At 69.2% G+C, this 25,755-nt stretch carries 22 protein-coding genes and 5 pseudogenes; 19 read left to right on the forward strand and 8 right to left on the reverse strand.

Translation table 11 applies throughout. The annotated features are described in order from the left end of the window. Window positions 1-6 precede the first annotated feature (6 nt). The 4 genes from DA075_RS28280 to DA075_RS28295 form a co-directional block, all read right to left on the reverse strand. A complete protein-coding gene (locus tag DA075_RS28280) occupies window positions 7-351 on the reverse strand; it encodes an NADH-quinone oxidoreductase subunit A (protein ID WP_091887272.1) in 345 nt (114 codons plus the stop codon). A 424-nt stretch (window positions 352-775) separates the two neighbouring features. After that, window positions 776-2,203, reverse strand: a complete 1,428-nt coding sequence (locus DA075_RS28285) for a calcium-binding protein (RefSeq protein WP_099956034.1) — start codon at window positions 2,201-2,203, stop codon at window positions 776-778. A gap of 558 nt (window positions 2,204-2,761) precedes the next feature. Further along, on the reverse strand, window positions 2,762-4,054 hold the full coding sequence (locus DA075_RS28290) for a type II restriction endonuclease (RefSeq protein WP_099956035.1): 1,293 nt from the start codon (window positions 4,052-4,054) through the stop codon (window positions 2,762-2,764). Between the two features lie 930 nt (window positions 4,055-4,984). Further along, window positions 4,985-5,317: a four-helix bundle copper-binding protein gene (locus DA075_RS28295; RefSeq protein WP_091887265.1), complete on the reverse strand. Its 333-nt coding sequence runs from the start codon at window positions 5,315-5,317 to the stop codon at window positions 4,985-4,987. A 162-nt stretch (window positions 5,318-5,479) separates the two neighbouring features. Between DA075_RS28295 and DA075_RS28300 the strand changes: the two genes are divergently transcribed. From DA075_RS28300 to DA075_RS28310, 3 genes are all read left to right on the forward strand, one after another. Continuing rightward, the gene (locus DA075_RS28300; protein WP_091887263.1) at window positions 5,480-5,782 is read left to right on the forward strand and encodes a metal-sensitive transcriptional regulator; all 303 of its coding nucleotides are present in this window, start codon (window positions 5,480-5,482) and stop codon (window positions 5,780-5,782) included. Between the two features lie 466 nt (window positions 5,783-6,248). Further along, window positions 6,249-7,610 (forward strand): hypothetical protein, encoded by a 1,362-nt coding sequence (locus DA075_RS28305; protein ID WP_099956858.1) that lies wholly within the window; start codon window positions 6,249-6,251, stop codon window positions 7,608-7,610. A 29-nt stretch (window positions 7,611-7,639) separates the two neighbouring features. Continuing rightward, a complete protein-coding gene (locus tag DA075_RS28310) occupies window positions 7,640-8,488 on the forward strand; it encodes a transporter (protein ID WP_099956036.1) in 849 nt (282 codons plus the stop codon). Between the two features lie 610 nt (window positions 8,489-9,098). Here DA075_RS28310 and DA075_RS28315 read toward each other — a convergent pair. Further along, window positions 9,099-9,746, reverse strand: coding sequence for a methyltransferase domain-containing protein (locus tag DA075_RS28315; protein ID WP_164712504.1), 648 nt, complete (start codon window positions 9,744-9,746; stop codon window positions 9,099-9,101). A gap of 130 nt (window positions 9,747-9,876) precedes the next feature. On the opposite strand from DA075_RS28315, the gene DA075_RS28320 reads away from it, so the two are divergent. Both DA075_RS28320 and DA075_RS28325 read left to right on the forward strand, forming a co-directional pair. Next, a complete protein-coding gene (locus DA075_RS28320) occupies window positions 9,877-10,413 on the forward strand; it encodes a MerR family transcriptional regulator (RefSeq protein ID WP_244936409.1) in 537 nt (178 codons plus the stop codon). 75 nt (window positions 10,414-10,488) lie between these two features. Beyond that, window positions 10,489-10,803, forward strand: a pseudogene (locus tag DA075_RS28325) (IS21 family transposase); the annotation flags it as partial. A 41-nt stretch (window positions 10,804-10,844) separates the two neighbouring features. On the opposite strand, the gene DA075_RS28330 reads toward DA075_RS28325, so the two are convergent. After that, window positions 10,845-12,065, reverse strand: coding sequence for an IS256 family transposase (locus DA075_RS28330; RefSeq protein WP_099956039.1), 1,221 nt, complete (start codon window positions 12,063-12,065; stop codon window positions 10,845-10,847). 56 nt (window positions 12,066-12,121) lie between these two features. Between DA075_RS28330 and istA the strand changes: the two are divergent. The 9 genes and pseudogenes from istA to DA075_RS28375 all read left to right on the forward strand — a co-directional run. Then, window positions 12,122-13,309 (forward strand): annotated as a pseudogene (gene istA / locus DA075_RS28335) (IS21 family transposase); the annotation flags it as partial. Window positions 13,310-13,311: 2 nt separating this feature from the next. Continuing rightward, window positions 13,312-14,046, forward strand: coding sequence for an IS21-like element helper ATPase IstB (gene istB, locus DA075_RS28340; protein WP_420813085.1), 735 nt, complete (start codon window positions 13,312-13,314; stop codon window positions 14,044-14,046). Between the two features lie 148 nt (window positions 14,047-14,194). Beyond that, window positions 14,195-14,590 carry an EamA family transporter gene (locus DA075_RS28345; RefSeq protein WP_244936411.1) on the forward strand — a complete coding sequence of 132 codons (396 nt, stop codon included), beginning with the start codon at window positions 14,195-14,197 and terminating at the stop codon, window positions 14,588-14,590. Between the two features lie 67 nt (window positions 14,591-14,657). Continuing rightward, entirely contained in the window at window positions 14,658-15,317 is a 660-nt protein-coding gene (locus DA075_RS28350) for a response regulator transcription factor (RefSeq protein ID WP_099956042.1), read from the forward strand. Continuing rightward, window positions 15,314-16,609, forward strand: a complete 1,296-nt coding sequence (locus tag DA075_RS28355; protein WP_099956043.1) for a sensor histidine kinase — start codon at window positions 15,314-15,316, stop codon at window positions 16,607-16,609. The genes DA075_RS28350 and DA075_RS28355 overlap by 4 nt, the downstream gene beginning before the upstream one ends. Before the next feature lie 92 nt (window positions 16,610-16,701). Continuing rightward, the gene (locus DA075_RS28360; protein ID WP_099956044.1) at window positions 16,702-17,478 is read left to right on the forward strand and encodes a COG4705 family protein; all 777 of its coding nucleotides are present in this window, start codon (window positions 16,702-16,704) and stop codon (window positions 17,476-17,478) included. A gap of 68 nt (window positions 17,479-17,546) precedes the next feature. Continuing rightward, window positions 17,547-17,954: a histidine kinase gene (locus DA075_RS28365; protein WP_099956045.1), complete on the forward strand. Its 408-nt coding sequence runs from the start codon at window positions 17,547-17,549 to the stop codon at window positions 17,952-17,954. Between the two features lie 29 nt (window positions 17,955-17,983). Next, window positions 17,984-18,766 carry a COG4705 family protein gene (locus tag DA075_RS28370; protein ID WP_099956046.1) on the forward strand — a complete coding sequence of 261 codons (783 nt, stop codon included), beginning with the start codon at window positions 17,984-17,986 and terminating at the stop codon, window positions 18,764-18,766. Window positions 18,767-18,796: 30 nt separating this feature from the next. Further along, window positions 18,797-19,576 (forward strand): COG4705 family protein, encoded by a 780-nt coding sequence (locus DA075_RS28375; RefSeq protein ID WP_099956047.1) that lies wholly within the window; start codon window positions 18,797-18,799, stop codon window positions 19,574-19,576. On the opposite strand, the gene DA075_RS38645 is transcribed toward DA075_RS28375, so the two are convergent. Both DA075_RS38645 and DA075_RS38650 read right to left on the reverse strand, forming a co-directional pair. Continuing rightward, window positions 19,512-20,135, reverse strand: a complete 624-nt coding sequence (locus DA075_RS38645; protein WP_123834466.1) for an RNA-guided endonuclease InsQ/TnpB family protein — start codon at window positions 20,133-20,135, stop codon at window positions 19,512-19,514. The genes DA075_RS28375 and DA075_RS38645 overlap by 65 nt on opposite strands. After that, entirely contained in the window at window positions 20,036-20,350 is a 315-nt protein-coding gene (locus DA075_RS38650; protein WP_395411361.1) for a transposase, read from the reverse strand. The genes DA075_RS38645 and DA075_RS38650 overlap by 100 nt, the downstream gene beginning before the upstream one ends. Here DA075_RS38650 and DA075_RS36810 point away from each other — a divergent pair. The 5 genes and pseudogenes from DA075_RS36810 to DA075_RS28410 all read left to right on the forward strand — a co-directional run bounded on the left by DA075_RS36810 (window position 20,340) and on the right by DA075_RS28410 (window position 25,745). Continuing rightward, window positions 20,340-21,257, forward strand: a complete 918-nt coding sequence (locus tag DA075_RS36810; protein WP_164712506.1) for a hypothetical protein — start codon at window positions 20,340-20,342, stop codon at window positions 21,255-21,257. The genes DA075_RS38650 and DA075_RS36810 overlap by 11 nt on opposite strands. 520 nt (window positions 21,258-21,777) lie before the next feature. Continuing rightward, window positions 21,778-21,921 (forward strand): annotated as a pseudogene (locus DA075_RS28395) (sulfurtransferase); the annotation flags it as partial. A 2-nt stretch (window positions 21,922-21,923) separates the two neighbouring features. Next, window positions 21,924-23,333: pseudogene (chrA, locus tag DA075_RS28400) on the forward strand (chromate efflux transporter). Window positions 23,334-23,715: 382 nt separating this feature from the next. Then, window positions 23,716-24,672: pseudogene (locus tag DA075_RS28405) on the forward strand (DUF1259 domain-containing protein). 5 nt (window positions 24,673-24,677) lie between these two features. Further along, window positions 24,678-25,745, forward strand: coding sequence for a Cj0069 family protein (locus DA075_RS28410; RefSeq protein ID WP_099956051.1), 1,068 nt, complete (start codon window positions 24,678-24,680; stop codon window positions 25,743-25,745). Window positions 25,746-25,755: the final 10 nt, after the last annotated feature.

Below are 25,755 nucleotides of genomic sequence, written 5' to 3' on the forward strand. Positions count from 1 at the left end.
CCGCCGCTACTCCCATCGCAGCCCGCCCATGCCCCAGGCGTAGGCGATGCCAGCCGACAGGAGCGCGATGAAGACCAGCATGTCGAGGAAGGCGCTCATGCCGATGTCGGCGAAGACGACCGCCCACGGGTACATGAAGATCATCTCCATGTCGAAGGCGAGGAAGATCAGCGCGTAGACCGCGTAACCGAAGCGGAACTGCGCCCACGCGGGGGGAGCGCGGACGGTCCGCGTTGGCGCGCGCGCGAACGCGGCCACGGCCAGCAGCGCAAGGCCCATGGCCATGAGCAGCACGAGGGCCACGAACCCGAAATCACCCAGGACTGGGCTTTGCGCCGGCATCCGCTCCATTCCCTTCTCCTGCTGACCGCCCCCACCCGAGGCAGGGCCCCTCCGTGGCCTGGGACGCCTAGGCGACGTGGCCCGCATGTCGACGGCGTCAATCCTCCGCGAACGCCCGCCCCGCATGGTCGTCGACAGGCGGAGGAGGTTGGCGAAGGCGCTGAGCAGACCGACCGCGGGAAGCGCGGCTTCGGCCCCGCGGAGCGGGCCTTCCCCCCTCCTCCCCGACCTCGGCACCCCCGGGGGTGGACGAACTCTCGATGCGGCTCATCGTGGCGGCCCTGCTACGGGGTGGTCCGGGGATCTAGGCCGGCGTGGGAACGCACGGTCCGGCGGCTTGGGGAAATGGTCGGGCGCTCGCGGCCGTGCCGCGGGCACCATCCTGCCTCAGACACCGTGGCAGGTGAGGCTCGCCAGCCGCAGGTATCGCCGGCTATTGAAAGATGAGCTGGGAGCCGACCGACGTGATGGCCGGGTCGTTCACGAAGGCGCCTGCCCGTCCGTCGTCCGCGTTGAACATGAAATCGTCCTGGGCCATCTGGCTCTTCGTCAGGCCTTCAAGGAAGATCGACCCGTTGCCCTGGTCCGTCTGCCAGCTGACCAGGACGCCGGTGTGCCCGTCGTCGTGCGCCGAGACCCCGTCGGCAACGGTGACTTGGCTCGGCAGGATGTCCCGGAATGCGATATGGTCGAAGGCGCCCGGGCCGGCGTCGAAGCCGCCGGTGACGACGTCGTTCCCGGTATCGGGTCCCACGATGAAGGCGTCGGCGCCGTCGCCGCCGTTCAGCTCGTCGTTCCCCTTGCCGCCGTCGAGCATGTCGTGGCCGGCGCCGGCGTAGAGCTTGTCGTTGCCGTCCTCGCCCATGAGGTTGTCGGCCTGATCGCCGCCGTACAACCGGTCCGAGCCGGCGCCGCCCCTGAGGTCGTCCTGGCCCGCACCGCCGTCGAGGACGTCGTCGCCGGCATCGCCGCGTAGATCGTCGTCCCCGGCAGCCCCGAACAGCAGGTCGTTCCCGCCTAGGCCAAAGTAGTAGTCCCGCTCGCCGGTGCCTTGGAACGTATCGGCTTGGCTGGAGCCTTCCCTTACGTTGAACTCGTCGAAGCGGAACGTGTTTGCGGAACCGGTGTCACTCCCCGGGTTCGGGGCACCGAGGTTGAAGCCCTCGTCCTTCGCGTAGCTCAAGGCGGTGACGTGGTCCGCGTCCGCGCTCGTCGGCTGAATGAGCATCCTGTCGTCCGTGAACATGAAATCGTCCTGCGCGAGGTCCGTCTTCCGGACGCCCGCCAGCAGGACCGAGCCCTCGCCCCCGGTCACGTCCCAGCTGATCTTCACACCGGCGGAAGTGTCTTGGAATCTGAGGTCCTCGGGCGCGAGGTCCCGTACCGCGAGGTGGTCCAGGATGCCGGGACCGGCGGAGAAGTCGGTGATGACGTCGTTGCCGCTGTCGGGCGAGATGACGAAGGCATCGCCTCCCGGACCGCCTGTCAGGATGTCGTTGCCGGGACCGCCCTCAAGATCGCCGTGTCCGACGCCCTCGTTGAGATAGTCGTTCCCTTCGGCGCCACGCAATGCGTCCGCGGCCCCGCCGCCGATCAGGACGTCGTTTCCCTTGCCGCCGTCGAGGTGGTCCATGCCGGCGCCCCCCAGGAGGACGTCGTTGCCCTTGCCGCCCTGCAGGTCATCGTCTTGGCCTCGGCCGGCGAGATAGTCGCTCCCGCCTCGGCCGAAGGCGATGTCCATCCGGCCGGTGCCGGGGTAGGCGTCGGGATCTCGCTCTCCGATGAGCAATCGGTAGTCGCCGAAGTCCTCCTGAACGTTGTGGTCGTTCGCAGGGACTTGGTGGTGCGAGCGATGCGACATGAGGGATCTCGTGCCGATGAGCCAAGAATCGGAAGCCAACCCGCCCGGGTTGCGCATCCGCCTATACCCCATCGGGGTAGGCAGGCTTCCAACACCCCGCCCGCGAAGCTGTTTCATCCCTACCGCGGCGCGGGGCGGTTTGACGCAGGCCCCGCCGTGCGCTCCGCGTCGGAACGGATTGCCACGGTCCCGCCGCTCCGGACGCCTTGACACCTGGTTCCAGGAAACGGGCAGGTGTTCGGAATACGTGTCCCGAACCCCCTCGGGGTATATCCCACTCTTGAGTGGGCCCTTCGTCGCGGCGGGGTGCTGACGGCGTCGACCACCGGGGTGGATGCCCGATCAGGTTGACCGCGGAAAGGTGGCCACCGGCCCAAGGCGGTAGTTGTCCGCATCCCCCGCGATTTGCCCGGATGCGCCTTACGAAGCAGCCGGGGCCAAGCGTAAGTCAGCGTCGTCGAGGGGACGGGGTGCCCGAGTCGGCTTTGGCCGGCGCGGCCGGCACGAACGCTCGTGATGTCTCACTAGGCCGGAGAGAGGGGCCGCGCGGCCTGGACATCACCTGGGCGCGCCGACCGGCCGTGCGATGGCCAGCACTCCCTTGAGGCCGGTTCCGAAGCGCGCGATGGTCTCGCGATGCCCCCGCAGCTCGCTGTACGGCAGGTAACGAAGATCCAGCTCGCTCACACGCGAGAAGGCAGGTCTGGCGAACTGCGCCCGGACGTCCTCCTCCCTGTTGTCGGGCGCGACGAGGAAGAGGTTGCGGGCCGTCCCGCCCTCGACGCCGAGCGCCAAGTCGAGCATCCGCACGATCCCGGAGTATATGCTCGTCGTATGCTCGACCTCGAAGGCCGCCGCCACGTCCCTGCTCGCCTTTTCGAGCCAGATCACGTCGATGAGCCGGACCGTTTCGGCCGTTCCGTTGGCGGTGAGCCGTTCGGGTAACCGGTCGAGGCAGCCGTCGGACAGCCTGCCGCCTGCGTAAGGACGGCCCCCGTCATTCGAGGCGACCCAGACGTCGAAACCGAGCGCGAGCCCGAGGTCCCGGAGCCAGCCCTGGATCTCGGTGTGGGTATGGTCGGCCTCGCTTGCGGCCTGGGCCGCCTTCGAGGCGGCGCCGGCCGCCTCCGCCCGCACGCGTTCGAGATCCTCCCGCCATCGCTCCAGCGCCCCGGTGGCATCCCGCTCGGGAAGCGGGTAGCGCCCCGACCCGACGTCGAACAGGAAGCCGGCCACGGCGCCGAGGTCGTTCGACAGGAGCGTCCGGTGGGCGGCGTTGAGGGCAAGGATGCCTTGGCGCATCGCGAGGTACTCGTCCCACCTGCCGAGCTTCACGTTGGCGCCCATGAGCGCGTTGAAGCCCTTGACGATGGCGGTGTTGAACGGGGAGGCCACGGTCGGATGCAGGAAGTACAGCAGGTTCGCCGCGGCCGGGCCAAGCCCTTTAATGCGCGACTGGTCGAGCGTTCGGATGGCCGCCAGGACCTGCGCCTCGGCGTTGCAGCAAAGGCAGGCGTCGAGGAAGCGCCCAAAGGCCAGCTGGTTGGCCCGATCCTCGTAGATGTCAGGGATGCGAAGCTTGGGCTTCCAGAGGAAGGCATGGTCGGCGCCCTTGAACACCTGGCGCTGCTCGGCGATGGAGGAGACGATGGTCTCCAGCGAGGAGCCGCGGTAGGCGTTGCCGAAGGTGTCGGACCGGATCTCGTCTATGACCGCCTGGATGCCGCGCCGGATCGAGCGGAAGTTCTTGATGCGCTCCTCCCACAGGAACCACGTTCTGTAGGAGGCGCCTGGGTCCTCGCGCCAGTGCCGGATGAGATTGCCGATCCAGGCGTCGTTCACGTTCGTCATATTCGGGGGCTTGGTGGTCGTGGCTCCCGAATATGCCTGGTCGGGGTATCAGGCACCACAGGGCCGTGGACGCGCAGGCAGGGTTTCCGATGATGGCGGGAGGGTGTCGCAACCGTGCAACAGATGCGAGAGGCGTCGGTGATGGCGGGGCGCACGCGCCCAGGCGGCATGCCGATAGCAGCTCCCGGAGATCAGTACCGCGGCTCATCCCGTGAAGCTTTTCCTAACCGGCGGTCCCGCACACATGAGAAGCGGACTGCCGTGGGCGAGTCCGCGGCGCAAGGTGACGGGCGCACTGCGGCCTGCGTCCGTTGCGCATCAAGGCCGGGGCCGACGGCGCGAGACCCGGGGGCCGCCCACGGCGACCGCCACGCAGGCGAGGCGGTCCCGCCGCGCCGATTGGTCCCGCCCATCCGCATGTTCTGGGCCCGGGCGCTGACGGTCCGGCACCGTGCCTGTACGTGCATCGTCGGCATGCGGGGATCTCGCCCCGCGCGGGCCGGCGGTGCGCTGGCCGTGGCGACGCCGTTCGAGGACGCTGCGCCGCCAGTGGTCCCAGCGGCACGCGGCACGAGCTGGTCGGCCTTCCTCGCAATTCCTCCACGCCCATGAAGGCGAGCGGGGAGCCTCTGGGATGCCGGAGAGCCTGGCGCAGCCCGGGGCCAGCCCGGCCCCGACAAGGATGGCGTCCGACGAACCGATGAACTCGCCGCGAAGCCTGGTGGATCCCTCCGGCGGACTGGCCGGCTCGGCTGTCCGGGCGCGGGGGCAGTGATATGTGCCATGAGGCCCGAAGCGATTGCACCTGACACCTCCCAAGCCGGCCCGGGCAGGGCATCGGTCAGAAGGGCCGGCGGGACAACCGGGACGAGGCGGCGCGCAGGGAATGCCGCCGAGCGGCCGTGTCCTGAGCCGCCCCGGACGAGCGGTTCAGGCCGCCATCTTCCGACAGCTTTCCGCGCAGCGGCGGCACTGGTCGACGCAGTGCTGCATATCGCCCACCTGCTCGCAGCTCCGCGCGCAATCCTCGCACACGTCGGCGCACTCGCGGCAGGTGTGCTTATGATGGCTCGTGCCGAGGAGCATGAAGTGCGCCGAGGTGCGGCAGATCTCGGCGCAGGCGAGCATGAGGCGAAGATGCTCCGCCTCGACGTGCTTCCCGCCGGCGGGCAGGCAGTGGTTGGATGCCATGCCGAGGCAGGTCTGGTAGCAGCGCAGGCACTCGTCGATGCATGCCTGCATGTCCGGTCTCATCTGGTGCATTGTGTCGCTCGCATTGTTGGACGTTCGGCCAAGCCTTACTATGGCTGCGTGGGCCCGCCCGCGCGGAGCGGGCCCACGACGAAGAGGCAACATACCCTGGCAGGGTATGGTTCCAAAACCCTGGGCCGGCGGCCGCCCGTCCCATCAGAGGCGCAAGGCAGCATGTCGGGTTCCGAAAAGGACCACGGTGGGGTCACGGTCAACCACAAGCAGCAACTCCCCCGGCTGCGTCGCATCGAAGGGCAGGTGCGTGGCATCCAGCAAATGATCGAGACGGAGCGATACTGCGTCGACGTCGCGCACCAGATCGATGCCGTCATCGCCGCGTTGCGCCGAGTGCAGTCCGACATGATCCGCGACCATATGCACGGGTTGGTGCAAGCCTCCGTCGCGAGCAACCTCTCGCAGGAGGAGCGGCAGCGCCTGGCCGACGAGATCGGCAGCCTTATCGGCAGGATCGTGTAGCCGAGGGCAGGACTGTCGGATGTCAGGCGCTGCGAGCGCCCTGCCACGACCGGGTCGCCCCTCGTGCCGCATCCCGGCGTTGCGGCCCGGACGCATGCGCGGTCCCGAAGGCCGACCGGCGCCGCGGGACCGCGGGCGGCACAACCTGTACGCCCCCTGGCGTCCAAGCGCGATGCGGCCCTGGAACGGCCGCGGGCCTTGGGCCATGCATAGCGATGGTCGGCTCGGTCCTGGCAGGCCGACCAGCCGCCGCGGACTGGGGGGATCGGTCCCGGCACACCTCCAGGCGGCGGAAGCCGGCGCATGGCCGACAAGGCCCGCCCTGTCCCTCGCCCTCAAGAGTGGCGGTGAGGCAACACTTCGGCCCGATGAGAACCGCCCAAGGGATCACGGGTGAATAGCCTTTGACCCCGGTTCCCGACGGTTTTACCCCATTGGGGTATAATCTTGGAGGGGACAAATGAGGATGGCGACGCGGAGAGCGTTCCTGGGTGGCGCCGCGGCATCCGCGGTCGCACTGGCGGCGCAAGGAGCGGGCGCGAGGCGGGCGTTCGCGCTCGAACAGCGCAACGGCGTCGACTTCCTGCGAGGCCCCTACAACCTGGCATTCTTCTACCGGCACAACCTGGCCTACCGCATCGGGGCCGGCATGCACTTCTTCCACTCGAAGCAACACGACCTGCTGCAGTTGACGCGCTTCGAGGACCACGCCGCGGTCGATGCGCGCTTCGACCAGGAAGCTCTGGAGTGGCTGCTCAACCCGCCGGCGACCGAGCCGGAGATGCCGTACTACTCGTCCTATGTCGACCGGGCGATGCACACGCTGTTTCGGACCATCGACTGGACGCATATGCACCACGAGCAGACTTACGACGTGATGGCCTTTCGTGAGATCCCGTGGGCCGAGAAGAAGGCTTGGACAGATCGTGCGGTCAAGTATTACTTGACCATGCAGACCGAGGGTGTCCCGCGTAGTCCGGCGCCATTGGAGCTGACGATGCGGCGCGCGGGCATCATGATGAAGCCCTACTTCAATTACTTCCGGAATTTTTATCCGCTCGACCAAAGCCTATTCTACGTCGCGCACTGGTGGCACCCGGCGGTTTACGAGGCGCAGATGATCTCGGGCAACCAGGACCAGGAGGCCGCCATCAAGGGCGTGGAGGACGTCATGCATCGCGAGGTCATCCCGAACCGCCCGGGCCGGATGGTGCTCTCGCGCGAGATCATGCCGCGCTACTCTCGCATGACCCCGGAGAGCGCGAACATCTTCGACAATCTGCACATGCTCCACGGCATCGCCTATTCGATCCTCGCCTACAAGGGCTGGTCCGTCGAGGAGAAGCGGGCCGAGATGTACCGCGTCATCCAGGCCATGGGGTACCAACCGGGGGACGAGGCTTACGCCCGCAAGTTCGGCGAGCCCCATCCCGCATACGACCCGCGCACCTACCCGAACTGGGTGCGTTCGCCACAGGGCGCCATGGGCATGATCATGATGGACATGCTTATGGAGATGCTGCCCATGATGTACCCTGGGGGGCTATCCAAGGCGGAGAAGTCCGCCGTCATGCAGCAGATGATGAAGAACGGGCGGCTCGGCATTGAGCCGGGCGAGATCCCGGGCTCTCTGCACGACGCCATGATGCGTGTCGCGCCCGGGATGAGGATGATGCCCGGCGCGACCGAACCGGGCGAGACGCCGCGGATGATGACCGAGACGATGGAGGCGAACTGGCGACGGAAGGCCGAGCGCATGCCCGACATCGCTCCCATCGACATGGGCGTCGAGCCCTCGCTGGGCGCCGCCCGCGTCGCCTCCCGCTGACTGCCCCGACGCCCGACAGGAACTCCGTCATGAAGCATCACGTGCGCCTGGCCGCCGGGGCCGCCGCGTTCGCCATCATTGCCTGCGACGCCCTCCCGGTGCGAGCCGCCGACCATACGAACCTCGAACAGGGCCTGCCCGTCGTCATCGAGGATGCCTACCCGATCAAGGAGAACGGCCTGGAGATCCAGGGGTACCTCCGCTACGACAGGGTTCCCCGGAGTGACCCTGACGGCCGGAGTCGCCTGTTCGTGGTCCCGCGCGTGGAGTGGGGCGCGACCAAGAACTTCCAACTGTCAGTCGAGACGCCATACGCGGTTGGCGATGCGAGCGAGACGAAGCAGGGTGCCGCCACGGTTCAGGGCCTCTACAACCTCAACACGGAAAGCCTCTATCTGCCGGCCTTCGCGGTGGCGGCCGGCGTGAGCCGACCCTATGGGTATCGGAACGGCGGGACCGAGACCGAGCTGAAGTTCCTCGCGACGAAGTCGCTGGGAACGCCGGACCCCGAAGGAACGTCGCCATTCTCCTACGTGCCGCGTCAGATCCACTTCAACGCGTCTTGGTTCCACAACTTCGACCCGCTCACGGGTCGCGATGCCGAGAGGACGGACCGCTACCGCGTCGGCGTGGCCTACAGCCAGCCCGTGACGAACGAGTTGGTCGTCGTCGCGGATGTCTACCGTGAGACGGACAGGGACCGCAGGCGCGCGTCGAACATGGCCGAGGTCGGTGTCCGCTACCTGCTGACGCCCCAAACCGTCCTCTCGGGCAGCGCCGGCGTCGGGTTCGGCGGCGACCGCAACCAGGATTTCCGGTTCGTGGCCGGAATCCAGCACACGCTGAGCTACCCGTTCAGCTTCGACCCGCCCCGATGAGCGGCCGCGCCGGTACGAGTTCCGCCCACCGCGGGATCGGCTCGGCCCTACGTACCGGGTCGCCTTCGCCCAACGCCGGAGCCATCGTGAAGAGGACGAAAGCGCCGACCCTGGCCATCACGCAAGCCGATTCCGGTACCAGAAGAGCCTGCGTCGCAGCTTCGTCGCCAAGCCTCCCGAGAAGCTCGCCTCCGTGGAGCGGGAGGCCATCGCCGTAGCCTCGCAATGCAACAGGCCGAACGGGTTGTGGGGCACTGAGCGGGCCGGCGTCTGACCTTGCATGCGCCGTGCGCTCCGGCAGCCGGATGCGGTCGATGGCCGTCACCTTGCCCAAAGGGCAAAGGCCCATGAGGCGCCGCCCGGGACCCGCGTTCAGCAAGTCAAACGGACCTAGGCGTAGAACGCTGTGCTGTCACCGCTCGGGTCGGGAACCTGGTTGCGAGAGCGTCCTGGCAAGCGGTAGACGGATGATGACGGCCATTGGCCAGCAACTGCGAACGCCTTCGGGCGGGCCCCGCGCTCTGTTCGACCGATGATCTCCAGCGCCTCGTGCGTGACATTCCGTCAAGGTGCAGGCGCCCGGCATCAACGGTGGCATGATGGCAGCGTCTCAGCGCCTGGATGCCCGGACCAGGGCCACTCTTGCGACGAGCACCGAATGCGAGCCGAGGCGCTTGACGCGCGCGAAGCCAGCTTCGGAAAGGATGTCGGGCCACGTTCCGTCCGTGTGTGGTTGGAGACGCGGCTCGCCGAGCATCATGGACGCGACTTTGACCAAGGCGCCTTCCTGCGCCCCACGCGCCGCATCAAGATCCGAGGCGAGCAGGCTTCCTTGCCGCCGCAGGACGCGCAACAACTCGCGCGCGATCCGAAGCTTTCCTTCCGGTGGCTCGGAATGCAGGGCCATCACCGAAGCCGCCTTGTCGAAGGAGGCGGGAGGGAACGGCAAGCGACCGTGGGCCTCGTACGCGAACGCCTTCACGTTCGTGAGGCCCGCCGCCGCCGCATCGGCCCGGGTCGCGGCGGCGCGCTCTGCGTCCGCTTCCAAGCCGACGAATTTGGTACCCGGAAACCTCTTCGCGAGCCCGAGCACGGGTTCGGCCTGCGGCCCCCTGACATAGAGGATGCGCTCTCCGGCCTCGGGAGCAAGGGCGGCTATAAGAGGCTCGGTGCAGGCCGGGTCCCGCATCAGGACGGGATAGGTCCGCTCGAAGCCGCGCCTGGCAATCCACCGGCGCGCGCCAAGGATGAGGGCCATTGCCGAAGAAACCGTTCGGATCGACGCCACTGGCGACGTCGGCCTGGGGCGTGTCGGCCTCAGGGTGACGGCGGCCATTCCGACCATAGCCGCTTTTGGCCATGGGTGTACCGCTACAGGGTAAGGGTACATGGCACTCACCGCAAGCGGAGAACTCGGACCATGTCCTCCACCCACCTCATGCGCTAAGGTCCACGCACTCGGAAGTGGGAGAGGCCTTCGGGTGACGATTTCAATCGGTGAACTGTCGCGACGCTCGGGCGTGCGGATACCTACGATAAGGTACTATGAGCAGAACCGCCTCATTTCGGCCCCGGCTCGAACCGAGGGCCAGCAGCGACGCTACACTGAGGAGGACGTCGTTCGGTTGAGCTTCGTCCGACAGGCCAGAGAACTCGGATTGGAGGTCGATGCGATCCGCGAACTCCTCGAACTGGGAACAGGGCATAGTGGCTCGCCCGAGGAAGCTGCCAGGCTGGCCCTGCGCCACAGGGACGAAACGGACCGGCGGATCGCCCTGCTCACGGCACTCCGGTCCGAGCTTGGGCGTCTTGCGGCCGAATACGGCCGTGGACGTCTCCATGGAGGGCGTCTCCTTGAGGTGCTTGCGCAACCGGATATCGCGGATGTGATTAGGCGTGGAATAAGGACCCCGTTTCCGGGGTGATCGGCGTCCAAACGGGACCCCCAGGATACTTCATCCAGACTGCCTCCCGCACTCGGAACGGGAGGCTCGCGGAGGATGTTGGTCGTGGAGACGGTCGCGAAGATCCGCCGCGCGTACTTCGTGCAGCATAAGCCGATCAAGCAGATCTGCCGGGAGCTGAAGCTCTCCCGCAAGGTCGTCAGGAAGGTGATCCGCTCGGAGGCCACCGCCTTCCGCTACACCCGCAGCGTCCAGCCTGCACCCAAGCTCGGGCCCTGGCGCGACGAGCTCGACCGCATGCTGACGGCCAATGCCGGGAAGCCGGCGCGGGAGCGGCTGACGCTGACCCGGATCTTCGAGGCGCTGCGGGGGCTCGGCTACGAGGGCGGCTATGATGCCGTCCGCCGCTACGGGACTGTCAGGAATTCCGTGTAGGGGCGGCGGGTTGAACATCAGGCCGCCATGGCCCGGGTGAAGCGCTCGCCGAAGATGACGGCGAACTGCGCCTTGGCCATGACCCACTCACGCGGGCCCATCTTCCACGCCTTCTCGGAGCGGTTCAAGACCAGGTAGAGCAGCTTCAGCGCGGCCTCGTCGGTCGGGAAGTGGCCTCGGGCGCGCACGGCCCGGCGCAGCGTGGCGTTCAGGGCCTCGATGGCGTTCGTGGTGTAGAGGATCCGGCGCACCTCGCCGGGGAAGGCGTAGAACGGCACCACCTCGCTCCAGGCGCGCCGCCAGCTCTGGGCGATGGCCGGGTACTTCCGGCCCCACTCGCCCGCTTCGAAGGCGGACAGCGCCGCCTCGCCAGCGGCGGCATCGAGCGCGCGGTAGATGTCCTTCAGCGCGGCCGCCACGAGCTTGCGGTCCTTGTAGGAGACGAAGTCGAGACTGTGACGAAGCAGGTGGACGATGCAGGTCTGGACCAGCGCCTCGGGAAACACCGCCCGGATCGCGTCGGGGAAGCCCTTCAAGCCGTCGACCACCGCCAGGAGTACATCCTCGACGCCGCGGTTCCGGAGCTCGTTCATGACCCGCAACCAGAACTTGGCGCCCTCGTTCTGCTCCAGCCAGAGGCCGAGGATCTCCTTGGATCCGTCGGCGCGCACGCCGAGCGCGATGTGGACGGCCTTGTTGCGGACCACCCCCTCGTCACGCACCTTGATCCGCAGGGCATCGAAGAACACGATCGGGTAGACCGGCTCCAGCGGCCGGGCCTGCCAGACGGCGACCTCGTCGAGCACTGCGTCAGTCACCGCGCTGATCAGGTCGGGCGAGACCTCGATGCCGTACAGCTCGCGCAGGTGGGAGACGATCTCCCGGGTGCTCATGCCGCGGGCGTACATCGACACGATCTTGCCGTCGAAGCCGGGAAAGCGGCGCTGATAGCGGGCGATCAGCTGCGGATCGAACGTCGCCTGCCGGTCGCGCGGGATCGACAGTTCGATCCGGCCCGTCTCGGTGGTCACGGTCTTGCGGCCGTAGCCGTTGCGCGTGTTGCCGGCGTCCTCTCCCGCCAGATGATGGTCCATCTCGGCGTTGAGGGCGCGCTCGGCCAAGGCCTTCTTCAGCTCGTCCAGCAGGCCGTCAGCCTCGAACGCCGACTTCGGATCAGCGCCGGCCAGCAGCTGGTCTAGGATCGCGTCAGGGATGCGGGGCGCTTTGCGTCGTGCCATCGGGAACCTCCTTCGGGTCCACTATGGCCGCCCCCACACGAAATTCCCGACAGTCCCGCCGCTACGCCAAGACGTGGAAGCGCCAGCAGGCCAGCGTGACGGCTCCCGCCTTCGTGCCGCTCGCCTTCGCCCCGGGCGAGGCCTACCAGTTCGACTGGAGCCACGAGATCGTCCTGATCGCCGGCGTCACCACGACGATCAAGGTCGCCCACGTCCGGCTCTGCCACTCGCGCATGCTGTTCGTGCGGGCCTATCCGCGCGAGAGCCAGGAGATGGTCTTCGACGCCCACGACCGGGCGTTCGCCTTCTTCCGCGGCACCTGCCAGCGGGGCATCTACGACAACATGAAGACCGCGGTCGAGACGATCTTCGTCGGGCGCGAGCGCGCCTACAACCGCCGCTTCCTGCAGATGTGCTCGCACTACCTCGTCGAGCCCGTGGCCTGCACGCCGGCGTCAGGCTGGGAGAAGGGGCAGGTCGAGAACCAGGTCGGGCTGGTACGCGAGCGCCTGTTCACCCCGCGTGTCCGGGTGAGAAGCTACGACGAGCTCAACGCCCTGATGCTCGACGGGGTCGTCGCCTACGCCAAGGCCCACCCGCATCCCGAGCAGCGCGACCTGACGATCTGGCAGGCCTTCGAAGCCGAACGGGGAGCCCTGGTCCCCTACGCCGGACGCTTCGATGGCTTCCACGCCGCGCCGGCGGCCGTGTCCTCGACCTGCCTGGTGCGCTTCGACAACAACAAGTACTCGGTCATGGCCTCGGCCATCGGTCGCCCGGTCGAGGTGCGCGCCTATGCCGAGCGCATCGAGATCCGCCAAGACGGGCGCGTCGTCGCCGAGCACCCGCGGGCCTTCGGCCGCGGCCAGACGGTGTTCGACCCCTGGCACTACGTCCCCGTGCTCGCCCGCAAGCCCGGCGCGTTGCGCAACGGCGCACCGTTCAAGGACTGGGTCCTGCCCGCCGCCCTCGAACGGATCCGCCGCAAGCTCACCGGCAGCGCCGACGGCGACCGCCAGATGGTCGAGATCCTCACCGCCGTGCTCGGCGACGGCCTCTCCGCGGTCGAAGCGGCCTGCGCCGAGGCACTGCGCGAGGGCGTGCACTCGGCCGACGTGGTGCTCAACATCCTGGCCCGCCAGCGGGAGCCGCCCGCGCCCGTCTCGCTGCTGACGCCCGAGAGCCTGCGGCTGCGCCACGAGCCGGTCGCCGACTGTGCCCGCTACGACAGTCTGAGGAGAGCCCCATGATGGAACGTCAGCAGATCCTCGCCACCATGGGCGAGCTGAAGCTGTTCGGGATGAAGGCGGCCTACGACGAGATCATCAAGGTCGCCCTCAAGCGCAGCCACGAACCGCAGCAGATCGTCGGCGACCTGTTGCAGGCCGAGATCAGCGAGAAGCAGGCGCGCTCGATCCGCTACCAGATGACGATTGCCAAGCTGCCCCTGGCCAAGGACCTCGCCGAGTTCGCCTTTGCCGGGACGCCGATCAACGAGGGTCTGGTGCGCGACCTCTGCGGCGGCGAGTTCCTGGCCCACCAGCGCAACGTCGTGCTGGTGGGCGGCACCGGCACGGGAAAGACGCACCTGGCCATCGCGCTCGCCCGGTCGTGCATCCGGGACGGGGCGCGGGCCCGGTTCTACACCGTGGTCGACCTCGTCAACCGGCTCGAGGCCGAGGCGCGAGCCGGCCGGCAGGGCCGCATCGCCGACCACCTCGCCCGGCTCGACCTAGTGGTGCTGGACGAGCTCGGCTACCTGCCGTTCGCGCAGTCGGGCGGTCAGCTGCTGTTCCACCTGATCAGCCGGCTCTACGAGACGACCTCGATCGTGGTGACGACCAACCTGGCGTTCGGGGAGTGGCCGAGCGTGTTTGCCGGCGACGCCAAGATGACGACGGCACTGCTCGATCGGCTGACCCACCACTGCGAGATCGTCGAAACCGGCAACGAGAGCTGGCGCTTCAAGAACCGGGCGTGAGGGCGGCCTGCGCGCAGCTCATCCTGGACCCCTGCTCAGCCCGGCTGCGCCACCCCGACCCGCTTCGCCGGGCTGAGCAGGGGCGTCGCGCCACGCGCAACAAAGGGTCCCGATTGGACGCCGATCAGGGGTCCCGTTCCGATGCCGTTTGACAGCCTTCGCGGCGTTGACCGCGATCTTCGCCAAGGTCGGCATCGAGAACGTCAATTCCGACTTCGCTACCTTCATCCGCACGGTCGTCATACTCTGCGCCCTCGGCGCCATCCTGGTCGGCACGGGCCAGTGGGTACCGGTCGGGTCGGTCTCGGCCAGGACCTACGTGTTCCTGGTGCTCTCGGGCCTCGCCACCGGCGGCTCATGGATCTGCTACTTCCGCGCCCTCAAGCTCGGCGAGGCCAGCCGCGTGGCCCCGGTCGACAAGCTCAGCGTCGTGCTGGTGGCCGTCTTCGGGGTTGTCTTCCTCGGCGAACGTCTATCTCCGCCGAATTGGCTCGGCGTCGCCCTCATCGCCGCCGGGGCCGTGCTCGTCGCCTATCTAGGATGAAGCCGGCGGGAAGGGATGCGTCGCGGCGCAGTCCAGGGCGAGGGCTCGAAACCGGACGGACCGACCGATGCGCGTGCTGTTGATCGAGGACGACCGGATGATCGGCGAAGGGCTGTCGAACGGCCTCTCGGCCGAGGGCTATTCCGTCGATTGGGTCCGCGACGGCGGCGAGGCCGAGACGGCCCTGCTCAACGGCGGCCACGCGCTCGCGCTGCTCGACCTCGGCCTGCCGGGCGGGGACGGACTTCGGGTGCTTCGATCCGCCCGGGCGGCCGGGATCGACACGTCGGTGCTCATCATCACGGCGCGGGACGGCCTCGAAAGCCGCGTCGCAGGCCTCGACCTCGGGGCGGACGATTACCTGGTCAAGCCGTTCGAGTTGCGCGAGCTGCTCGCCCGGATGCGGGCCATCCTGCGCCGTCGGGCCGGGCAGGCGAGCGCGCGGCTCGTGGCCGCCGAGACCGAACTCGACACGGAAAGCCACGTCCTGTCCCACGCCGGGACCGTCGCGGTCCTGTCGGCGCGCGAATACGCCCTCATGCACGCCCTGATGGAGCGACCGGGGCGCATCCTCTCTCGTGCGCAGATCGAGGAACGCATCTACGGGTGGGGCGAGGAGGTCGAGAGCAACGCGGTGGACGCCTTGATCCTTACGGTCCGCCGCAAGGTCGGCAAGGGCGTGATCCTCAACGTCCGCGGCGCAGGCTGGATGGTGCCCAAGCCATGAGGGCCGCCTCCCTGCGCCGCACGACGCTCGGCTGGATGACCGCCCTGCTTGCCGGAATCGGCTTGGCCGCGATGGTCGCGGCTTATGCCCTCGCGCGGATCGAGGCGGCCGATTTCCTCGACGGGCAGTTGCGGCAAGTCGCCCTCAACGCCGGTCCCGGGCTAACGGACGCGGACGCGCCGCCCGCCGCCGACCAGGACCCGGAGGACCAACTCGCCGTCACCATCTGGAAGGACGGGCAGGTCCTGCGCGACGACCGCGGCGTCGACGTCCGCCACCCCGGCCGCACGGGATACGCGAACGTCGTCATGGGCGGCGAGCTCTGGCGCACCTACACGACCGCCAACGGCACAACGACGGTCCGGGTCGCCCAGCGCGACGTCGTGAGGGCGGAGTTCGCACGCAATGCGGCGCTCGGTGCCGTGGCCCCCCTGCTGCTCCTCGTCCCGCTGTCTTGGATCGTCGTCGGCTGGGCGATGAACCGGGCGCTCGGGCGGCTCGACGGCTTGGTGCATGACCTCGCCGGGCGCGGTGCCGCCGCCCAAGGCCCCCTGCCGACCCGCGGCGTGCCGACGGAGGTGGCGCCTCTCGTCGAGGCCATGAACGGGCTCATCCTGCGTCTACAAGCCGCTCTCGCCGCCCAGAAGCGGTTCGTCGCCGACGCCGCGCACGAACTGCGTACGCCGCTCGCCGCGATGCAGATCCAACTCGACTCCCTCGGCGGGCTGGCCGGTGGCGGGAGCTATGAGCGGCGTATGGCGCTGGCGGACGGCCTCCGGAGGGTGAACCGGCTGGTGGATCAACTACTCCGTCTCGCCCGGCTCGACGACGGTGCCGAAGCCCGTCCTGCATCCGTCGACCTCGGCCAGCTGCTGCTCGATTGCGTCGCCGACCACGTCGAGGTCGCCCAGCGCAAGGACATCGACCTGGGCGTGCATATCGAGACACCCGCGACGCTTCACGCGTCGGAGGACGAAGTCCGCGTCCTGTTCGCCAACCTGGTCGACAACGCCCTGCGCTACACGCCGTCGGGAGGCCAGGTCGACGTCCGTCTGCTGAACCGGGACGGTGCGTGCGTCGTCACGGTTCGGGACACCGGCTGCGGGCTGCCGCCGGGAAGCGAGGGCCGCCTGTTCGAGCGCTTCTTCCGGGCCGCGCCACCGGATGTCGAAGGCACGGGGCTCGGGCTCGCCATCGCCCGCCGCATCGCGGAGCGCAATGATCTCGGCCTGACGGTTGAAAACCGACGTGGCGGGCAGGGAACCCTCGCAACCGTCAGGCTGCCGGCCTGAGGCCGAGCCCGCGGCTCCTCCGGACGAAGCTCATTCTGCCCTCATTCTGGCGCGCTATCACCGTGCCCGACCATGACGGACGGGAGACGGGGATGAGCGAGATCCAGCGCCAGGCCTTGAACAAGGTACCGGAGGTCACCGCGGCCTTCTGGGTCATCAAGATTCTCTCCACGACCGTCGGCGAGACCGGCGCTGACTACCTCGCGGTGAACGTCGGCCTGGGTGCCGCCGTTACCGCCACCATCACGGCCGGCCTCCTCGCGGCCGTCCTCGCCCTGCAGGTGCGCGAGCGGCGCTACGTGCCCTGGACCTATTGGTCGACCGTCGTCCTCGTCAGCGTGGTCGGCACGCAGGTCACCGACATCCTGACCGACAAGCTCGGCGTGAGCCTCTTCGTCAGCACCGGCGTGTTCGCGGCCGCCCTCGCCGCCGTGTTCGCCCTATGGTACGCGACCGAGCGGACGCTCTCGATCCACGCCATCGTGACCCGGCGCCGCGAGGCGTTCTACTGGCTCGCCATACTCCTGACCTTCGCGCTCGGCACAGCCGCGGGCGACCTGGCCACGGAGGCGCTGGGGCTCGGCTTCAATCTCGGCGTCGTCATCTTCGGCACGATCCTGGCCGCCCTCGCCCTCGCCTGGCGCCTCGGCGCGAACCCGGTGACGACCTTCTGGCTCGCCTACATCGTCACGCGCCCCCTTGGCGCATCGCTGGGCGATCTGCTGTCGCAGGCACGGGAATACGGCGGCCTCGGGTTCGGCACGGCCTCCACCAGCCTCGCCTTCTTCGCCGTCATCGTCGCCCTGGTTACGTCCCTGAGCCTTGTCTCCGGCCGCCCTGGCGAGCCGGCCGGACAGCGGCGGGCCTGACCGTCCGCCGCCTCCCGCATCGCCATCCTCCAGTCCTTCCAACGCCGCACGACACGGAGCGAACGACCATGCGAAACATCCTCCTCGCCGCCATCGCCGCGACGGTCATCGGTGCCACGGCCGCCCCCCTGGGCCTGCTGGCGATGCAGGACGCCGCCGTCGGAGCGACGCCCGAGGCGATGGCGGCCTCGAAGCTAGGCGACCTCTCCAAGTTCCGGACCATCGTCGTCGACGTGAAGACGATGACCGACCGGGGCGACCTCGCCGCCGCCAAGACCCGCATCAAGGACCTGGAATTGTCCTGGGACGCGTCCGAGGCCGGCCTGAAGCCGCGAGCCGCCGCCGACTGGCACGTCGTGGACAAGGCCATCGACCGCGCCCTCGACGCGCTGCGGGCGTCGAACCCCGATCCGGCCGCCTGCCGTCGCGCGGTCGACGACCTGCTCGCCATCATCGACCAGACCCACACCGCGTGAGCCAGCCCTCGCTTTCCCACGGCAGCCCGATGCAACCGACCGAGCGACCCGGACACGTCGAACCCGCCAAGGTGCCAGAAGCCACCGCCGGGTTCTGGGCCATCAAGATCGTGGCCACGACCCTGGGCGAGGTCGGCGGCAACGCCGTCACGTTGACGCTCGGCCTCGGCTATCTCGCCGGCACGGCGATCTTCGGAGCCGCCCTGGCGGTGCTGCTCGCCGCACAGGTCCGGGCGGACCGCTTCCAGCCGCTCCTGTACTGGGCCGTGGTCACCGCGACGACGCTCGCAGGCACGACCCTCGCCGACTTCTGCGACCGGTCCCTCGGCATCGGCTACGCGGGCGGGTCCCTGGTGTTGCTCGGATCGGTCGTCGCGACCCTGATCCTGTGGAAGCGCACGCTCGGCACGGTCGCCGTCGAGACGGTGCGATCCCCGCAGGCCGAAGGTTTCTACTGGGCCACGGTCATGTTCTCCCAGACGCTCGGCACCGCGTTGGGCGACTGGATGGCTGACAGCAGCGGGCTCGGGTACAACGGGAGCGCGCTCCTCATCCTCGTCGCGCTGGCCGTGGTCACGGCCCTCTACCTGCGAACGCGCGTTTCCAGGCCGATACTGTTCTGGACGGCGTTCGTCCTGACGCGGCCGCTCGGCGCCACCCTCGCCAATTCGCTCGACAAGCCCGCTGCATCGGGCGGCCTGGGCACCGACGACATCACGATCTCCGGCGTGCTCGCGCTCGCCATGGTGGCGCTCGTGCTCCTCGTACCGCAGCGGGCCGGTCGCCATGCGGTCGGGTCCGATGCCGCTTGAGGCCCACCTCCAGCCCAAGGATCCAACCCGATGAACGACGTCCGTGAACGCGCCTTAAGCAAGGTACCCGAGGTCACGCTCGGCTTCTGGGTCATCAAGATCCTGGCCACCACGCTCGGCGAGACCGGCGGCGACACCGTCACCATGACCCTCGCCTGGGGTTACCTCGCCGGAACCGTCCTATTCGCCCTGGTGCTGGTCGGCCTCGTGGTCGCACAGGTCATGGCGAAGCGGTTCCACCCAGTCCTGTACTGGTCCACGATCGTCGCCTCGACCACCTTCGGTACGACGATGGCGGACTTCGCCGACCGGTCGCTCGGCATCGGATACACCGGCGGGTCGACCCTGCTCCTCGCCTGCCTCGCGGCCGTGCTCGGGCTTTGGTACGCGACCGAGGGCACCGTGTCGGTGGACACTGTTTCGACCCCGCGGGTCAAAGCGTTCTATTGGGGGGCGATCACCTTCTCGCAGACGTTGGGCACCGCGCTCGGCGACTGGCTCGCAGACACCGGCGGCCTCGGCTACGAGGGCGGCGCCCTCGTCTTCGCGGCGGCGCTCGCGGTCGTCATCGCCCTGTACTACCGAACCTCGGTTTCGCGCGTCACGCTCTTCTGGGCGGCGTTCATCCTGACCCGCCCGCTCGGGGCCACGGTGGGCGATTTCCTTGACAAGCCGGTCGCCAACGGCGGGCTGAACTTGAGCCGGCCGCTCGCTTCCGCCGTGATCGCGGCCTTCATCGTGGCGCTCATCGTCCTGCTACCGCAACGGGCCGGTCGGCACCCGGGAGAGGGCGTACAGGCGTCTCAATGACCCGGAAATTTCGGTCATTCGTCATTCGGGGTTGATGACCCCTCCTAACGTTCTCCAGCGCTGCCCTCAGGCGGCGAGGAGCGTCCCGGCACGACGCACGGCCCGACGGCCCACGTCGGCGTCCCCGAGGGGCTGACCCCCCCTCGCTTGCGGCCTTGACCGCAAGACCTCGGTCCCGGATCACCCCGGCCGAGTTCACGTCGCGGTGCTCGTCCAGCCCGCACGGGCAGACGTGCCGGCGCAGCGACAGCGGCTTCGCCGCCACCGCCTTGCACCGCCGGCACTCCTGCGACGAATTCCGAGCATCGACGCAGACCAACTCGCCACCGGCCCTGGCAGCCTTGTAGCGGACGAACTGCACGAGCTTGCCCCATCCCGCGTCCAGGATGGACCTGTTCAACCCCCTCTTCTGTGCGACGTTCGTCCCCGGCTCCTCGACCGTTCCCGCGGCCGAGCGAGTCATGTTCCGGATGCGCAAGTCCTCCAGCACGACGAGCGGGTGCTCGCGCGCCAGCCGCGCCGAGATGCGGTGGAGATGCTGGTCGCGGGTGTTGGCCACGGCGCGAAGCTGCCGCGCCAGCCGCGCCTTGACCTGCGCCGCCGGTTCGACCCCTTGCGGCAGCGTGCCAGCGCCCGGCGGGAGACGCGGATCTCGCGCTCGCGCCGCGAGGCGGGACGGACGTTCGGGATGCGCTCGCCGGTGGACAGCGTCAGCAGCGCCTCCACGCCCAGGTCGCCGCCCACCGCCTCTCCGACGGGCGGCGTGATCACCACGACCTCGGTCGTCTCGACGGTGAACGCGGTCGTCCTGGCCCTGCCGGAGATGCGCGGCAAGCGCGGCGAGCTCCTCCGCGCCGTCGCCGCGCTCGCCGCCGCCGCCGGCGAGATCAACGTCGAGTTCAGGCTCGGTCACGACAGGCTGTCGGTGATCTTTGACCCCGCCGACCTGCGCCGCCTGCCGGCCGGCGTCACGCTCCAGCAGGACGACGACGCCCGCCTCGCCGCCAAGGGGCACAAGCCCCGCGGCCGGCCGCGCGGCGAGGGCTGGAAGCCGCCTCCGTTCCGCTGGGCGGACGTCCGCCGCCCCGTCCACCCCGAGTGGGGGCAAGCCATCACGGCACTGCCTGGCCGCTGCCTCGGCATCGACCTCAACCCGGGCTTGATCGGCCTCATCGTCGTCAAGAACCGCGGCGACCTGCGCAGCCTCCCCGCCACCCATGTCATCGACCATCGCCTGGTCAGTCTCGACCTGCCGCGCGGCGCCTCGCCCGAGCTCGTCACCGAGGCGCTGGCGAAGGTCGCGGGCCTGGCCGTGGGCCTGTGCGAGGTGCACGGCGTCGGCTTGGTCGCGATGGAAGAGGGGCTCGGAAAGCTCCGCTCCGGCGGGCGTTCGCGCTCGCTGAACCACAAGCTCAACTCGTGGGACCGGAACCGGCTGAAGGCGATGCTGGAGCACAGGCTGGGCCTGCGCGAGGCGTCGCTGGTGACCGTGTGGGCCGGCTACTCGACAACCATCGGCAACGTGACCTTCGCCCTCCCGGAGGCCTGCGCGGCGACCGCCGAGATCGGGCAGCGCGGCCTGGCCGAACTGGACTGGCGCGCGCACCCGCGCGGCGCGCCTGAACGGCTCCCTGCCCAAGGGCGGGGTGGAGAAGGATCTCCTGCCATTCCCATGCTCTGAGGCGTTCTCGAGCCTGTGGAAGGATTCGGGCGTGCCCAATGCGGCCGCGCTCGCGCGGTTGCGACAGGTGGGGACGTGGCGGGCGGTTCATCGGGAAATCAAATCGGCGGCCCTTGGCGTCCGCCGACCGCACCCGGAGGTCACCTCTGGGTCCGATGGCACGTCCAGCGTCAGCGGGCCGGGCCACGCGGTGTCGCGCCTCGGCCACCGCCGTCGACCGGGGCTCGTGCTCCGGCCGACGGCGGTGAAGCGCCCGGCTCACCCCGGGACGGCCGCCGCGACGGAGAGTCGTGAAACACGGGTATCACCCTAAATTTCCCGATAGCCGAAATTATTCGGATGGTCCTTGCTGCGGAGGCCGTTGTGCTGCAACTCGGAAGCGAGCCGCTCAGCAGCGGCAACCAGACGGGTCCTAAGCAATATGGGTGTAAACTAGCGAATGGATGGGCCTTTTGGGTGAAAAACAGCTCCCGTTGTAGCCCAATTGGGTCAAACTGGAGCTGTTATGGGTACAGGCAGACTTGGACTGTCGCGCATACACGCGGACGACCTGGAGCAGCTCGACGCCGGGATGCTTCTCTACGACGCCTTCTATCGCTGGTGCCGGGACGCGACGGCGGAGCGCCATTCCTGGGAACGCGACCGCACCAAGGGGAAGGCGTGACCATGGCCGGTACTGCTCGCATCCAGACCGCTCCCGGGCCGGGCGTGATCACCCAGGGCGCGCCGCCGCCTGTGACACTGGCGCAAGCCTTGCCGGTCTGGGCCCGCATCGCCGCGCTCTCCTTCGGCGGCCCGGCCGGGCAGATCGCGGTGATGCACCGCGTCCTCGTCGAGGAGAGGCGCTGGATCTCAGAGAACCGCTTCCTGCACGCCCTGACTTTCTGCACCCTCCTGCCGGGGCCGGAGGCGCAGCAACTTGCGACCTACGTGGGCTGGCTGATGCACGGCACCCGCGGCGGCCTCGTCGCCGGCGGCCTGTTCGTCCTACCGGGCGTCCTCGCCATCATGGCGCTGAGTTGGGTCTATGCGCTCTACGGCAACGTCGGCCTCGTCGCCGGCCTGTTCTTCGGTCTGAAGGCGGCGGTGCTCGCCATCGTGCTCCAGGCCGTGATACGCATCGGCAAGCGCGCGCTTAGGGCCCCCGTCATGGTCGAGCTCGCGGCTGCCGCGTTCGTGGGCATCTTCTTCATCGGCGTGCCGTTCCCGCTGATCGTGCTGACGGCCGGGGTCATCGGCTACCTCGGCGGCCGGGCCGGCCTGCCGCAGTTCAAGGCCGGCGGGCACGGGGCCGGCGGCAAGGCGGTGGCGGGCCCCTTCCTGCTCGACGACCACGAACTCCCCCGAGAGCGGGCCGCCGCCGGGCACACCTTGCGGATGCTACTCGTCTGGGGAGCGATCTGGCTGGTTCCCGTCGCGGCCATCCTGCTCGCCCTCGGCTCGGACGACGTCTTCGCCCAGGTCGCGGTGTTCTTCTCCAAGATGGCGATGGTGACCTTCGGGGGCGCCTACGCGGTGCTCTCCTACGTCTCCCAGCAGGCGGTGGAGCACTACGGCTGGCTCAAGCCCGGCGAGATGCTGGATGGCCTCGGCATGGCCGAGACCACACCAGGCCCGCTCATCATGGTCACGCAGTTCGTGGGATTCCTTGCCGCCTAGCGGTCCCCGGGCGTGATGCCGCCCCTGCTTGCCGGGACCTTGGGCGGTCTGCTGACCACCTGGGTGACCTTCGCGCCCTGCTTCCTCTGGATCTTCGTCGGCGCCCCTTACGTCGAGCGCCTGCGCGGCAACCGGGCCTTGGCCGGCGCGCTCTCGGCCATCACCGCGGCGGCTGTCGGCGTGATCCTCAACCTCGCGGTCTGGTTCGCCCTGCACACCGCCTTCGCCGAGACCCGGCCGTTCACGACCGGGCCGATCCGGTTCGACGTGCCGGTGCCGTCGAGCCTGAACCCGTGGGCGCTCGCCCTGGCGGCCGCGGCGGTGCTGGCGGTGTTCCGCTTCAAGGTCGGCATGGTCCCAACGTTAGCGGCCTGCGCCGTGGCCGGAGTGGCCCTGCACCTGGCGGGGTTGGTCTGATGGGCGCCGGACGCGTCACTGCTTTGGCCGTCATACTCGTCGTCATGGAAGGCCCGGCGTTCGCCGGCGAGACGTTCCGGCGCTTGTCCGGCTCCGAGATCCGGGCTCGTCTCGTCGGCAAGGAGGTCACGGACGACGTGCACTGGGCCTATGCCTTCGAGCGAGGCGGCTTGCGCGTGGTGTCGCTCGGGCGGACCCGCGCCGCGCGGTGGCGGATCGACGGCGACGGGCTCTGCCTCGATAGCCAGCCCTGCGTTGAGGTCTGGATGGCCGGGGACTGCATCGAATTAAGGCACGGCGAAGGGACCTTGCCCGAGGAGGGTGTGCTGCAGGCGCCGGCCAGCCGGCGCTGGGGAACGCGAAACCCAGAGAGGAGACAACCATGCGCCGCTTGCTTGCATCCCTCGCCGTGCTGGGCACGGTCTCGCTCGCGTTCGCCGCGTCGGCGGGCGAACCCTGGCAAAACGCCATCGCCACCGGGCTCGGCAAGCCCGGCATCGCCATGCCGGGCGGGGTCTACTGCGTCGGCCTGCCCCGGCCCGACCTGAACGTCACCCTCGACGGTATGCAACTAAAACCGTCCTTCGCCCTGGATTCCTGGCTCGCCTTCGTGCGGCACGGGGGCGGGAACGAGGTGATGGTGATGGGCGACCTCGTCCTGACCGAGGACGAGGTGAGCCCGGTGATGAGGCGCCTCGTCGAGAACGGGGTCGAGATCACCGCCATTCACAACCACCTGCTGCGGGCCTCGCCGAGCACCCTCTACATGCACGTCTCGGGGCACGGCGAGCCCGGCAAGCTCGCCACGGTCCTGGCCGGGGCGCTCGGGGCCAGCCGGACACCCATCGGCGGCGAGACCGCAGGCGGCTCCCCGCCTTCCGGGAAAACTGAACCGGCCTCGGCCGGCGAGGGACCGGTGCCGGCGAAGGCGACCGCGCCGGACCCGGACCTCGACACCGTTGCCATCGACGCTGCCATCGGGCGCAAGGGCAAGGTCAACGGCGGCGTCTACGCCGTGAGCGTGCCGCGGTCCGAGACGCCGAAGGACCATGGCATGGTGGTCCCCGAGGCCATGGGATCGGCCATCGCCATCAACTTCCAGCCGACCGGCGGCGGCAAGGCGGCCGTCACCGGCGACTTCGTGCTCACCGCCGACGAGGTGAACCCGGTGATCAAGGCGCTGCGGGCGAGCGGCATCGAGGTGACGGCGCTGCACAACCACATGCTCGACGACGAGCCGCGGCTGTTCTTCATGCACTTCTGAGCGAACGACGACACGGGCAAGCTGGCCAAGGGCCTGCGGGACGCCCTCGACCGAGTGAAGGTTGCGAAGGGCTGACGCGGATGGCGAACTCCGGCTCCCCTCCCTTCAAGGTCGCAGTCGTCTGGCGGGGCGATGCGCAGGCCCGCGCCGAGGCTCGCCCCGAGACCAGCCGGTTCGCGGCGGTCTTCGCCGCCCTAAAGCGGCACGGGCTCGCCGCCGAGCCCGCCGTCTGGGCCGAGGGGCAGGCCGACGCCTTCCGGGCCCAGCTCCTGACGACGGACGCGGCGCTGGTCTGGGTGAACCCGGTGGCGGAGGACACCGGCGAGGGCCGCGCCGCCCTGGACGCTGTGCTGCGGGAGGTGGCCGCCGCCTGCGTCCTGGTCAGCGGCCACCCTGACGTGGTCGACCGGATCGGCACCAAGGAGGTGCTGGTCCGGACGCGGGAGATGGGCTGGGGGACGGACACGCACCTCTACGCGAGCCAAGCCGCCCTCGCGGCGGGGTTTCCCGGGCGCGTGGCCGAGGGGCCGCGGGTGTTGAAGCGCAGCCGCGGCAACGGCGGCATCGGCGTCTGGAAGGTCGAGCGCGCCGCGGGCCCCGACGTCCTGGCACAGGAAGCGCGCGACCGGACCCGGCGCACGGTGACGCTCGACGCGTTCCTGGCCGAGCGCGCCGCCGACTTCGGGGCCGGCGGCACCCTCGTGGACCAGCCGTTCCAGGCGCGGCACCTGGAGGGGATGGTCCGCTGCTACGTGAGCGGCACGCGGGTCGCGGGATTCGGTGCCCAGCACGTGACCGCGCTCGCCCCGCCGGAGCACGGGCGCGCGCCGCCACGCCTCTACTCGGGACCGGACGACGGTCGGTTCCAGCGCCTGCGCGGCCTGATGGAAGCGGCGTGGATACCCGAGATGGCGGAACGGCTGGTGTTGGGGCCGGACGACCTGCCGGCCGTCTGGGACGCCGACTTCCTGCTCGGGCCGAAGGATGCGGCCGGCGAGGACACCTACGTGCTCTGCGAGATCAACGCGAGCTCGGTGTACCCCATCCCCGACGAGGCGCACGACGCCCTCGCTACGACGACGTTGCGACGACTGACCGAGGCCCGCGCCGGCCGGTCCAAGGCGATGCTGCATGCTCCCAACCCTTGAGGCTCGCGGG

It is taken from the genome of Methylobacterium currus (assembly GCF_003058325.1).
GTDB lineage: Bacteria > Pseudomonadota > Alphaproteobacteria > Rhizobiales > Beijerinckiaceae > Methylobacterium > Methylobacterium currus.